Here is a 12240-nt window from a genome sequence, read left to right on the forward strand (position 1 = left end):
GATTTAAACGGCCACCGCCGACTCCAGGAAGTCCTGGGCAAAGCGTTGCAGCACGCCCCCGGCTTCGTAGATCGACACTTCTTCGGCGGTATCGAGACGGCAGGTCACCGGCACTTGGATGCGCTCGCCGTTCTTGCGAGTGATCACCAGGGTCAGCGTCGCCCGCGGCGTGCGTTCGCCGATCACGTCATAGACTTCGCTGCCGTCGATGCCCAGGGTCTTGCGATCGGTACCGGGCTTGAACTCCAGCGGCAACACGCCCATGCCCACCAGGTTGGTGCGGTGGATGCGTTCGAAACCTTCGGCGGCGATCGCTTCGACACCGGCCAGGCGCACGCCCTTGGCCGCCCAGTCCCGGGACGAACCCTGGCCGTAGTCGGCACCGGCAATGATGATCAGCGGCTGCTTGCGTTCCATGTAGGTCTCAATGGCCTCCCACATGCGCATGACCTTGCCTTCCGGCTCGACTCGGGCCAGGGAGCCCTGCTTGACCTTGCCGTTTTCCTGGACCATTTCGTTGAACAGTTTCGGGTTGGCGAAGGTGGCGCGCTGCGCGGTCAGGTGGTCGCCGCGGTGGGTCGCGTAGGAGTTGAAGTCCTCTTCCGGCAGACCCATTTTCGCCAGGTACTCGCCAGCGGCACTGTCCAGCATGATGGCGTTGGACGGCGACAAATGGTCGGTGGTGATGTTGTCCGGCAGCACCGCCAGCGGGCGCATGCCCTTGAGCGGTCGCGCACCGGCCAGCGCCCCTTCCCAGTACGGCGGACGACGGATGTAGGTGCTTTGGGGGCGCCAGTCGTACAGCGGCGTCACTTTCGGCCCGGTGTCTTCCTGGATGGCGAACATCGGGATGTACACCTGGCGGAACTGCTCCGGTTTCACCGAGGCCTTGACCACCGCGTCGATTTCTTCGTCGCTCGGCCAGATGTCCTTGAGGCGGATCTCGCGACCTTCCACCACGCCCAGCACATCTTTTTCGATGTCGAAACGGATGGTCCCGGCGATGGCATAAGCGACCACCAAAGGTGGCGATGCCAGGAACGCCTGCTTGGCGTATGGATGGATACGCCCGTCGAAGTTGCGGTTGCCCGACAACACGGCGGTGGCGTACAGGTCGCGGTCGATGATTTCCTGCTGGATCACCGGGTCCAGCGCGCCCGACATGCCGTTGCAGGTGGTGCAGGCGAAGGCCACCACGCCAAAGCCCAGCTTCTCGAGTTCGGACGTCAGGCCGGCCTCATCCAAATACAGCGCCACGGTTTTCGAGCCCGGCGCCAGGGACGACTTGACCCACGGCTTGCGGGCCAGGCCCAGGCGGTTGGCGTTGCGCGCCAGCAGGCCGGCGGCGATCACGTTGCGTGGGTTGCTGGTGTTGGTGCAACTGGTGATGGCGGCGATGATCACCGCGCCGTCGGGCATTTGCCCGGGCACATCGTCCCACTGGCCGGAAATGCCTTTGGCGGCCAGCTCCGACACCGCGACGCGGGCGTGGGGGTTGCTCGGGCCAGCCATGTTGCGGACTACCGAGGACAGGTCGAAGGTCAGGCCACGCTCGTACAGCGCGCCCTTGAGGCTATCGGCCCACAGGCCCACATGCTTGGCATAGGTTTCCACCAACTGCACCTGGGTGTCTTCGCGTCCGGTGAGCTTCAGGTAGTCGATCGTCTGTTGATCGATATGGAACATCGCCGCCGTGGCGCCGTATTCCGGGGCCATGTTGGAAATGGTCGCACGGTCGCCCAAGGTCAGGGCACTGGCGCCTTCACCGAAAAACTCCAGCCAGGCACCGACGACTTTTTGCTTGCGCAGGAATTCGGTCAGCGCCAACACCATGTCGGTGGCGGTGATGCCCGGCTGCAGCTTGCCGGTCAGCTCGACGCCGATGATTTCCGGCAGGCGCATCCACGAGGCGCGACCGAGCATGACGCTTTCGGCTTCCAGGCCACCGACGCCGATGGCAATCACGCCCAAGGCATCGACGTGGGGCGTGTGACTGTCGGTGCCGACGCAGGTGTCGGGGAAGGCCACGCCGTCACGTTGTTGAATTACCGGCGACATTTTTTCCAGGTTGATCTGGTGCATGATCCCGTTGCCCGGCGGAATCACGTCGACATTCTTGAAGGCTTTCTTGGTCCAGTTGATGAAATGGAAGCGGTCTTCGTTGCGGCGGTCTTCAATGGCGCGGTTCTTGGCGAAGGCTTGAGGGTCGGAACCACCGCTTTCCACCGCCAGGGAGTGGTCGACGATCAGTTGGGTCGGCACCACCGGATTGACCTGCGCCGGGTCACCGCCTTGCAGGGCGATGGCGTCGCGCAGGCCGGCCAGGTCCACCAGGGCGGTCTGGCCGAGGATGTCATGGCACACCACGCGGGCCGGGAACCAGGGGAAATCCAGGTCGCGCTTGCGCTCGATCAGTTGCAGCAGCGACTCGCGCAGCGTGGCCGGGTCGCAGCGACGTACCAGGTTCTCCGCCAGCACGCGGGAGGTGTACGGCAGGCCGTCGTAGGCGCCGGGGCGGATGGCATCCACGGCCTCGCGAACGTCGAAATAATCCAGCGAAGTGCCAGGCAGCGGTTGGCGAAATTCTGTGTTCATCGTCAGGACTCGGTCACGGTGGTTTCAGAAGGGGCTGGCGCAGCCGCTGAAGTGAACTCGATCAACTGTGGGAGCGGGCTTGCTCGCGAAGGCGGTGCATCAGTCGACATCGATGTTGAATGTCAGTCCGTCTTCGCGAGCAAGCCCGCTCCCACATGGAGGGTCGGTTCCTTCAGTCGCTACGTCAGCGCCCTCCAGCTCAGCGTTGTTCGATTGGCACGAACTTGCGCTGTTCGACGCCGGTGTATTCGGCGCTCGGTCGGATGATGCGGTTGTTGGCGCGTTGTTCGAACACGTGGGCGGCCCAGCCGGTCAGGCGCGAGCAGACGAAGATCGGCGTGAACAGCTTGGTCGGGATGCCCATGAAGTGGTACGCCGAGGCATGGTAGAAATCGGCGTTGGGGAACAGCTTCTTCTGTTCCCACATGGTCTTGTCGATGGCTTCGGACACCGGGAACAGCACGGTATCGCCCACTTCGTCGGCGAGTTTTTTCGACCAGCCCTTGATCACCTCGTTGCGCGGGTCGTTGTCCTTATAGATCGCGTGGCCGAAGCCCATGATCTTGTCCTTGCGCGCGAGCATGCCGAGGGTGCCTTCGATGGCCTCCTGCGGTGAGCTGAAGCGCTCGATCATTTCCATCGCCGCTTCGTTGGCACCGCCATGCAACGGGCCACGCAGCGAGCCGATGGCGGCAGTGATGCAGGAGAACAGGTCCGACAGCGTGGAAGCGCAGACCCGGGCGGTAAAGGTCGAGGCGTTGAATTCGTGCTCGGCGTAGAGGATCAGCGACACGTTCATCACCTTGACGTGCAGCTCGCTCGGCTTCTTGCCGTGCAGCAAGTGCAGAAAGTGGCCGCCGATGGACACCTCGTCGGTCGCGCATTCGATGCGCTGGCCTTGATGGCTGAAGCGATACCAGTAGCACATGATCGCCGGGAACGCGGCCAGCAGGCGATCGGTCTTGTCATGTTGCTGGGAAAAATCCTGCTCGGGTTCCAGGTTGCCCAGGAATGAGCAGCCGGTGCGCATCACGTCCATCGGGTGGGCGTCGGCGGGAATGCGCTCCAGCACTTCCTTCAAGGCTTGGGGCAGGTCGCGCAACTGGCGCAGCTTACCGGTGTAGGCGTCCAGCTGTGCCTGAGTCGGCAGTTCGCCGTACAGCAGCAGGTAGGCCACCTCTTCAAATTGCGCATCTGCCGCCAGGTCGCGAACATCGTAACCGCGATAGGTCAGGCCGGCACCCGATTGGCCCACGGTGGACAATGCGGTTTGCCCGGCCACCTGGCCACGGAGCCCGGCGCCACTGAGTACTTTTGCTTCGGCCATTTGCTGTCTCCATTTTCTTGAATTTGTAGGGGAGTCGCGCCTTACTTCTTCGCCGCGAACAACGCATCGAGCTTCTGCTCGAAGGTGTGGTAGTCGATGCGATCGTAAAGCTCCATGCGAGTCTGCATGGTGTCGATGACGTTCTGTTGCGTGCCGTCGCGGCGGATCGCGGTATAGACGTTCTCGGCCGCCTTGTTCATGGCCCGGAAAGCCGACAGCGGGTACAGCACCAGGGACACGTCGGCACCGGCCAGCTGCTCGGTGGTGTACAGCGGGGTCGCGCCGAATTCGGTGATGTTGGCCAGGATCGGCGCTTTCACACGGCTGGCGAACAGCTTGTACATCTCAAGCTCGGTGATGGCTTCGGGGAAAATCATGTCGGCACCGGCCTCGATGCACGCGGCGGCGCGGTCCAGGGCCGATTCCAAGCCTTCCACCGCCAAGGCATCGGTACGGGCCATGATCACGAAACTGTCGTCGGTACGGGCATCGACGGCGGCCTTGATGCGGTCGACCATCTCTTGCTGGGAGACGATTTCCTTGTTCGGACGATGGCCGCAACGCTTGGCGCCGACCTGGTCTTCGATATGAATCGCCGCGGCGCCGAACTTGATCATCGACTTGACCGTACGGGCTACGTTGAACGCCGAGGAACCGAAGCCGGTGTCCACATCCACCAGCAGCGGCAGGTCGCACACATCGGTGATGCGGCGCACATCGGTCAGCACGTCATCCAGGCCGGTGATGCCCAGGTCCGGCACGCCGAGGGAACCGGCCGCCACGCCGCCGCCCGACAGGTAGATCGCCTTGAAACCGGCGCGCTTGGCCAGCAGCGCATGGTTGGCGTTGATCGTGCCCACCACTTGCAGCGGATGCTCGCTGGCGACCGCATCGCGGAAACGCTGGCCTGGAGTGCTGTTGCTCATGACTCACCTCGTTCAGTGGCGCTGTCCTGGAAATGACGCGCGATATTGCGTTTGGAGGCGCCGATGTGCCGGCGCATCAATAATTCAGCCAGTTCGCCGTCACGGTCGGCGATGGCGTCGAGAATCCGATGGTGCTCGGCAAAGGCCTGGCGCGGACGGTTGGGCGTGGTGGAGAACTGGATCCGGTACATGCGCACCAGTTGGTACAGCTCGCCGCACAGCATCTGCGTCAGGGTGCGGTTGCCGCTGCCCTGGATGATCCGGTAATGAAAGTCGAAATCGCCTTCCTGCTGGTAATAGCCGACACCGGCCTGGAACGCCGCATCGCGCTCGTGGGTTTCCAGGACCCGACGCAGTTCGTCGATTTCTTCCAGGGTCATGCGTTCGGCCGCCAGACGGCAGGCCATGCCTTCGAGGGATTCACGGATTTCGTAGAGTTCCAGCAGCTCGGCGTGGCTCAGCGACACCACCCGGGCCCCGACGTGAGGAATGCGCACCAGCAGGCGCTGGCCTTCCAGGCGGTGAATGGCCTCGCGCAGCGGCCCGCGGCTGATGCCGTAGGTGCGAGCCAGCTCGGGCTCGGAGATCTTGCTGCCGGGGGCGATCTCGCCCTTGACGATGGCGGCCTGGATACGCCGGAAGACGTTCTCGGACAGGGTCTCCGAGTCGTCCTGGACCATCACCGGGGTTTCGAGCTGATCGAGCATATTGTCGACACCTTGAATATCAATATGGCAAAAACTAACCAACAACGACCTTTACGTCAAAACAAAAATCAACATTGTCGACAATCGTCTAATAAACACCTTGGAGAGAACCCTATTGCATGAAGACTCGTAGCCTCCGGCCAGCGGTGGCGTCAGAAAACCACCGTGCTAGAATGCCGCGGTTATTCGCCGCTCTCCTTTTATAGAGAAAGGCTGCCTAGGGAGCTTGTGCAGTAATGCCAGGGCCTGAACCGATAAACGGAACGCTGCGCACCAGGATCTATGACACTCAAGCCCTTATCTGCCGCTTTCTATTTCATGTGCCTGCCGGGGCTTGCCGTGGCGGGTGAAAAAACCGTGTACGGCCTCAACGAATATGCCGCCTTGCAGGGCATCGACCTGGAGGTCGCCGCCAAGCTCGACACCGGCGCCAAGACCGCATCCCTCAGCGCTCGGGACATCAAGCGCTTCAAGCGCAATGGCGAATCCTGGGTACGTTTTTACCTGGCCATCGACGCAGCCCACTCGCACCCCATCGAACGTCCGCTGGCCCGGGTCAGCAAGATCAAGCGCCGCGCCGGTGACTACGACCCGGAAGAAGGCAAGAAATACACGGCCCGGCCGGTCATCGAACTGGACATCTGCATGGGCTCGGCCCTGCGCAGCATCGAAGTGAACCTGACCGACCGCAGCGCCTTCCAATACCCGTTGCTGATCGGTTCCGAGGCGCTCAAGCGCTTCGACGCGCTGGTCGACCCCAGTCTTAAATACGCTGCCGGCAAACCCGCCTGCGCCAATGCCGCTCAAACCGCAGAGTAATTCCAATGCGCTCCCTTACCCTCCATCTGAAAATGCTGATCGCCATCCTGGTGGTGCTGGGCCTGTCGGTGACGGCCTATCAGATTTTCGTGCTCGGCATCCCGGTCACCGAAGACGCCACCGACGATTTGTGGAACATCGACGCCAAGGTCGAATTCGTGCCCAACGCCAAGGATCCGGTGAAGATCCAGATGTTCGTGCCGCCCCTGAGCCGCGACTACGTGAGCCTCAACGAGAGTTTCATTTCCAATAATTACGGCGTGGCGGTGAACCGGGTCGACGGTAACCGCAAGGTGACGTGGTCAGCCCGTCGCGCCAAGGGCAACCAGACTCTTTATTACCGCCTGGTGCTGACCAAGCGCTACAGCGCCGAGAAAACCAAGGTCAAGGGCCCGACCTTCCGCGACAGCATCGCCGTCGAAGGCCCGGAGAAACTGGCCGCCGAAGCCCTGCTTGCGCCGATCCGCCAGCACTCGGCCGACGTCGAGACGTTCATCAGCGAAGCGATCAAGCGGGTCAACAACCTCAACGACGACAACGTCAAGCTGTTGCTGGCCGGTGATCCTTCCTCGGCCAACAAGGCGCGCATCGTCGAATTGGTGCTGTCCATCGCCCACGTGCCAGTGGAAAAGGTCCACACCATCCGCCTGGTGGCCGACCAGCCGCAGACACCCGAGCTGTGGCTGCGCAGCTTCAACGGCACCGACTGGCTGTACTTCAACCCGGACTCCGGCGAACAAGGCCTGCCCACCGACCGCCTGCTGTGGTGGACCGGCGATGAAAACCTGATCACCGTCGATGGCGGCAAGAAAGCCACCGTCACCTTCAGCATGAACAACAGCGAAATGAACGCCATTCGCCTGGCCAAGCTGACGGACGAGAACACCGACGCCAACTTCCTCGAATACTCGCTCTACGGCTTGCCGCTGCAAACCCAGCAAACCTTCATGATCATGGTGATGATCCCGATCGGCGTGCTGGTGATCCTGATACTGCGCAACCTGATCGGCCTGCAAACCCTCGGGACCTTCACCCCGGTGCTGATCGCCCTGGCCTTCCGTGAAACCCAGTTGGGCTTCGGCATCATCCTGTTCACGGTGATCACCACGCTGGGCCTGTCGCTGCGTTCGTACCTGGAGCACCTCAAGCTGCAGATGTTGCCAAGACTCTCGGTGGTGCTGACGTTCGTGGTGGTGCTGATCGCCGCCATCAGCCTGTTCAGCCACAAGCTGGGCCTGGAGCGCGGCTTGTCGGTGGCGCTGTTCCCGATGGTGATCCTGACCATGACCATCGAACGCCTGTCCATCACCTGGGAAGAACGCGGCGCCGGCCACGCGATGAAAGTCGCCATCGGCACCTTGTTCGCCGCGTCCCTGGCGCACCTGATCATGAGCGTGCCGGAACTGGTGTACTTCGTGTTCACCTTCCCGGCGATCCTGCTGATCCTGGTGGGCTTCATGCTGGCCATGGGACGTTATCGCGGCTACCGCCTGACCGAGTTGGTGCGGTTCAAGGCCTTCCTCAAGGCAGACTCCTGATGTTCGGCTTCTGGAAGACCTGGAAGGCCCTGGAAGCCCGGGGCATCATGGGCATCAATCGGCGTAACGCCGACTATGTGCTCAAGTACAACAAGCGCAGCCTGTACCCCATCGTCGATGACAAGATCATCACCAAGGAGCGGGCCGTGGCCGCCGGCATCCATGTGCCGGAGCTGTACGGGGTGATCTCCACCGAGAAAGAAATCGACAAGCTCGACGACATCATCGGCGGGCGCACCGACTTCGTGATCAAGCCGGCCCAGGGCGCGGGCGGCGACGGCATCATCGTCATCGCCGACCGCTTCGAAGGCCGCTACCGCACCGTGTCCGGCAAGATCATCAGCCATGAGGAAATCGAGCACCATGTCTCCAGCATCCTCACTGGCCTGTATTCCTTGGGCGGGCACCGTGACCGGGCGCTGATCGAGTACCGCGTGACGCCGGACCAGATCTTCAAGAGCATCAGCTACGAGGGCGTGCCGGACATCCGCATCATCGTGCTGATGGGCTATCCGGTGATGGCCATGCTGCGGCTGCCAACCCGTCAGTCCGGTGGCAAGGCCAACCTGCACCAGGGCGCCATCGGCGTGGGCGTCGACCTCGCCACGGGCCTGACCCTGCGCGGCACCTGGCTGAACAACATCATCACCAAACACCCCGACACCACCAACGCGGTGGACGGCGTGCAACTGCCCTACTGGGACGGTTTCATGAAACTGGCCGCCGGTTGCTATGAACTGTGCGGGCTGGGCTACATCGGCGTCGACATGGTGCTGGACCAGGAGAAAGGGCCGTTGATCCTGGAACTGAATGCCCGACCGGGCCTGAACATCCAGATCGCCAACGACTGCGGTCTGACCCTGCGCACCCACGCGGTGGAAGCCCGCCTGGAAGAACTCCAGGCCCGAGGCGTTATCGAAACCGCGGAAGAACGCGTGGCGTTTGCCCAGGAGCTGTTTGGGCATATTCCGCCGGTTGAGGGCTGAGACTGAGGTTTGAAGTTTGCTTCTGTGGCGAGAGAGCTTGCTCCCGCTGGGGTGCGAAGCGCCCCTCAAAACCGAGCACCGCGGTGCATCAGGTTGACCGCGTTCAACTGCCTGGGGTTGCTGCGCAACCCAGCGGGAGCAAGCTCCCTCGCCACAAGGTGTTCACACCCAAATATCTTCGATAGCCCCCATACTTGCTCATCTCCGACATCCCCCTAGGAGCAAATCCTACAGGGGATTACAATCGCTCCCCCGCCTGAACGGCTGATCCGCCCCGCCCATGCCAACCTGCTCCGTATACCCGCTGCCCTACCGCACCAATCCCGCCGAGTATTTCGCGGCGATCCGTCATGCCCCGGGCAGCGTGCTGCTCGACAGTGGCCGGCCGAGTGCCGAGCGTGGGCGTTACGACCTGCTCAGCGCCTGGCCCCTGGCACAATTGGCGGTGTTGCCGAACGAGAGCGGCAGCGATTTCCTGCAACGCCTGCGCATTCAGCTGACGCAACTGGGCGACGCGGTGCTGCCGGCCACGGTGCAGTTGCCCTTCGCCGGCGGCCTGATCGGCTACTTGAGCTACGACTTCGGCCGACACCTCGAAACCCTGCCGTCCCATGCCCAGGACGACCTGCAACTGCCCGACGCGCGTTTTGGCGTGTACGACTGGGCTTTGATCAGCGATCACCAGGCGGGCACCAGCCAACTGGTGTTCCATCCCCATTGTGACGAAGACGAACGCCAACGCCTGATCGCGCTGTTCAGCCAACCGACCACCGCCGCCATTCCCTCGTTCAGCCTTGAAGGACCGATGACACCGGACCTCAGTGCCGAAGCCTACCGACAGGCGTTCGAACGTATCCAGGCGTATATCCAGGCCGGCGACTGCTATCAGGTCAACTTTGCCCAACGCTTCCGTGCCCCGTGCGAAGGCGATGCCTGGGTCGCCTATCAGGCGTTGCGGGCCGCTTGCCCGACGCCGTTCTCCGGCTTCCAGAGCCTGCCAGAGGGTGGCGCGGTGCTGAGCCTGTCGCCCGAACGCTTTGTCAGGGTCAGCGAAGGCCACGTGGAAACCCGGCCGATCAAGGGCACCCGTCCCCGCGGCACAACGCCCGAGGAAGACGCGGCCCACGCCACCGAGCTGCTGGCCAGCCCCAAGGACCGGGCGGAAAACCTGATGATCGTCGACCTGCTGCGCAACGACCTGGGCCGCACCTGCCGTATCGGCTCGGTGCGGGTGCCGGAGTTGTTCAGCCTGGAAAGCTACCCGAACGTGCATCACCTGGTCAGCAGCGTGACCGGCGAACTGGCCGACGACAAGGACGCCCTGGACCTGATCGCCGGCAGCTTCCCCGGCGGCTCGATCACCGGCGCGCCGAAAATCCGCGCCATGCAAATCATCGACGAACTCGAACCGACCCGGCGCGGGCTGTATTGCGGCTCGCTGCTGTACCTGGACGTGCGCGGGGAAATGGACAGCTCCATCGCCATCCGCAGCTTGCTGGTCAAGGATGGGCAGGTGTGCTGCTGGGGCGGCGGCGGGATTGTCGCGGATTCGGACTGGGAGGCCGAGTATCAGGAGTCGATTACCAAGGTTCGGGTGTTGCTGGAAACCTTGCAGAACCTCTAACCCTATCGCGAACTACACACAAACCCTTGTGGGAGCGAGCTTGCTCGCGATTGCGTTGGGTCAGCAGCATTTCAGACGACTGACACACCGCTATCGCGAGCAAGCTCGCTCCCACAGGTTTTTTACTTACAGGCTGAGATGGCGGTTCGAAGCCTTGAGGAATTCCTGCTTCAACTCGGCAAACGTGTGCACCGCCGGGAATTGCGGGAATTCACGGATCACGTTCTCCGGCGCATGGAACAGAATTCCGGCGTCGGCTTCGCCCAGCATCGTGGTGTCGTTATAGGAATCGCCCGCCGCAATCACTCGGTAGTACAGGCTCTTGAAAGCCAGAACCGACTGGCGCTTGGGATCTTTCTGACGCAACTGGTACCCCGTCACCCGCCCGCTGTCATCGGTAATCAAGCGATGGCAGAGCAAAGTCGGGAAGCCCAGCTGGCGCATCAACGGTTGGGAAAATTCGTAGAACGTGTCGGAAAGAATCACCACCTGGAAGCGCTCGCGCAGCCAGTCGACGAATTCGATGGCGCCGTCCAGCGGCTGGAGGGTGGCGATGACTTCCTGGATGTCGGAGAGCTTGAGGCCATGCTCATCAAGGATGCGCAACCGTTGCTTCATCAGCACGTCGTAGTCGGGAATGTCCCGAGTGGTTGCCCTGAGGGATTCAATCCCGGTTTTTTCGGCGAAGGCGATCCAGATCTCCGGGACCAGCACACCTTCCAGGTCGAGACAGGCAATTTCCACAAGACACTCCCATTTTTTCTGATGTTTATCGGTTGAGCGAATAAAAGGCTTGCCGACTCTAGCCATTCGCCAGAGCCCGCGCAACGCACAGGAGCGCGCCAGCCCCGACAGCTTTTGTTACCATCAGCCCCATATAGAGCGCCCAGCGCCACCGACCTGTAGGAAACCGCCCTGATGAGCCCATCGTTCGACGTCGTGGAACTCGCCACGACCTATGCCAACAAGTCCCCCCAGGACATCCTCAAGCTGGCCTTCGCCGAATTCGGCGACGAGCTGTGGATATCGTTCAGTGGCGCCGAGGACGTGGTGCTGGTGGACATGGCCTGGAAACTGAACAAGAACGTCAAGGTGTTCAGCCTCGACACAGGTCGCCTGCACCCGGAGACCTATCGCTTCATCGATCAGGTGCGCGAGCACTACAAAATCGACATCGAACTGGTCTCGCCGGACTACACGAAACTTGAACCCTTCGTGAAGGAAAAAGGCCTGTTCAGCTTCTACAAGGACGGTCACGGCGAGTGCTGCGGCATCCGCAAGATCGAACCGCTGCGCCGCAAGTTGACCGATGTCCGCGCCTGGGCCACCGGCCAGCGCCGCGACCAGAGCCCCGGCACCCGCAGTCAGGTGGCCGTGTTGGAAATCGACACGGCGTTTTCCACCCCGGAGCGCACCCTGTACAAGTTCAACCCGCTGTCGCAGATGACCAGCGAAGAAGTCTGGGGTTACATCCGCATGCTCGAACTGCCCTACAACAGCCTGCATGAACGCGGCTTCATCAGCATCGGCTGCGAACCCTGCACCCGCCCGGTACTGCCGAACCAGCACGAACGCGAAGGTCGCTGGTGGTGGGAAGAAGCTACGCAGAAAGAATGCGGGCTGCACGCCGGAAACATCATCGCCAAATCCAAGACCGTCTAAAGCGCCCACCGCCCTGTACACAAAAATGTCACTTCAAGTGGCATTTTTGTGTGCAC

10 protein-coding genes are annotated in these 12240 nt (G+C 62.1%); 5 read left to right on the forward strand and 5 right to left on the reverse strand.

What is annotated here, in order from left to right:
• Positions 1-3 precede the first annotated feature (3 nt).
• From acnD to AB7M32_RS23935, 4 genes are all read right to left on the reverse strand, one after another.
• A complete protein-coding gene (gene acnD / locus AB7M32_RS23920) occupies positions 4-2595 on the reverse strand; it encodes a Fe/S-dependent 2-methylisocitrate dehydratase AcnD (RefSeq protein WP_454251586.1) in 2592 nt (863 codons plus the stop codon).
• Between the two features lie 199 nt (positions 2596-2794).
• Positions 2795-3922: a bifunctional 2-methylcitrate synthase/citrate synthase gene (prpC, locus tag AB7M32_RS23925; RefSeq protein ID WP_454251587.1), complete on the reverse strand. Its 1128-nt coding sequence runs from the start codon at positions 3920-3922 to the stop codon at positions 2795-2797.
• A gap of 41 nt (positions 3923-3963) precedes the next feature.
• Positions 3964-4848: a methylisocitrate lyase gene (gene prpB / locus AB7M32_RS23930; protein ID WP_030137801.1), complete on the reverse strand. Its 885-nt coding sequence runs from the start codon at positions 4846-4848 to the stop codon at positions 3964-3966.
• Positions 4845-5555: a GntR family transcriptional regulator gene (locus tag AB7M32_RS23935; RefSeq protein WP_454251588.1), complete on the reverse strand. Its 711-nt coding sequence runs from the start codon at positions 5553-5555 to the stop codon at positions 4845-4847. Before AB7M32_RS23935 ends, prpB begins: the two co-directional genes overlap by 4 nt.
• Before the next feature lie 282 nt (positions 5556-5837).
• On the opposite strand from AB7M32_RS23935, the gene rloA reads away from it, so the two are divergent.
• The 4 genes from rloA (at position 5838) to pabB (ending at position 10522) form a co-directional block, all read left to right on the forward strand.
• Positions 5838-6374 (forward strand): retropepsin-like aspartic peptidase RloA, encoded by a 537-nt coding sequence (rloA, locus tag AB7M32_RS23940; RefSeq protein WP_053186065.1) that lies wholly within the window; start codon positions 5838-5840, stop codon positions 6372-6374.
• Between the two features lie 5 nt (positions 6375-6379).
• The gene (gene rloB / locus AB7M32_RS23945; RefSeq protein WP_060741350.1) at positions 6380-7912 is read left to right on the forward strand and encodes an osmotic stress tolerance membrane protein RloB; all 1533 of its coding nucleotides are present in this window, start codon (positions 6380-6382) and stop codon (positions 7910-7912) included.
• Positions 7912-8898 (forward strand): alpha-L-glutamate ligase-like protein, encoded by a 987-nt coding sequence (locus AB7M32_RS23950; protein ID WP_454251589.1) that lies wholly within the window; start codon positions 7912-7914, stop codon positions 8896-8898. Before rloB ends, AB7M32_RS23950 begins: the two co-directional genes overlap by 1 nt.
• 280 nt (positions 8899-9178) lie before the next feature.
• Positions 9179-10522 (forward strand): aminodeoxychorismate synthase component I, encoded by a 1344-nt coding sequence (gene pabB / locus AB7M32_RS23955; RefSeq protein ID WP_454251590.1) that lies wholly within the window; start codon positions 9179-9181, stop codon positions 10520-10522.
• A 126-nt stretch (positions 10523-10648) separates the two neighbouring features.
• Here pabB and thrH read toward each other — a convergent pair whose 3' ends face one another.
• On the reverse strand, positions 10649-11266 hold the full coding sequence (gene thrH / locus AB7M32_RS23960; protein WP_103310891.1) for a bifunctional phosphoserine phosphatase/homoserine phosphotransferase ThrH: 618 nt from the start codon (positions 11264-11266) through the stop codon (positions 10649-10651).
• Between the two features lie 174 nt (positions 11267-11440).
• Here thrH and AB7M32_RS23965 point away from each other — a divergent pair, with 174 nt between their 5' ends.
• Entirely contained in the window at positions 11441-12184 is a 744-nt protein-coding gene (locus AB7M32_RS23965) for a phosphoadenylyl-sulfate reductase (RefSeq protein WP_013693959.1), read from the forward strand.
• Positions 12185-12240 lie beyond the last annotated feature (56 nt).

This window comes from Pseudomonas sp. R151218B TE3479 (assembly GCF_053629195.1).

Excerpts from the sequence above, each read along its gene's own strand:
- pabB (WP_454251590.1), top strand. The coding sequence starts at position 9,179 with ATGCCAACCTGCTCCGTATACCCGCTGCCCTACCGCACCAATCCCGCC.
- rloB (WP_060741350.1), top strand. The coding sequence starts at position 6,380 with ATGCGCTCCCTTACCCTCCATCTGAAAATGCTGATCGCCATCCTGGTG.
- AB7M32_RS23935 (WP_454251588.1), bottom strand. The coding sequence starts at position 5,555 with ATGCTCGATCAGCTCGAAACCCCGGTGATGGTCCAGGACGACTCGGAG.
- prpB (WP_030137801.1), bottom strand. The coding sequence starts at position 4,848 with ATGAGCAACAGCACTCCAGGCCAGCGTTTCCGCGATGCGGTCGCCAGC.
- prpC (WP_454251587.1), bottom strand. The coding sequence starts at position 3,922 with ATGGCCGAAGCAAAAGTACTCAGTGGCGCCGGGCTCCGTGGCCAGGTG.
- AB7M32_RS23950 (WP_454251589.1), top strand. The coding sequence starts at position 7,912 with ATGTTCGGCTTCTGGAAGACCTGGAAGGCCCTGGAAGCCCGGGGCATC.
- acnD (WP_454251586.1), bottom strand. The coding sequence starts at position 2,595 with ATGAACACAGAATTTCGCCAACCGCTGCCTGGCACTTCGCTGGATTAT.
- rloA (WP_053186065.1), top strand. The coding sequence starts at position 5,838 with ATGACACTCAAGCCCTTATCTGCCGCTTTCTATTTCATGTGCCTGCCG.
- AB7M32_RS23965 (WP_013693959.1), top strand. The coding sequence starts at position 11,441 with ATGAGCCCATCGTTCGACGTCGTGGAACTCGCCACGACCTATGCCAAC.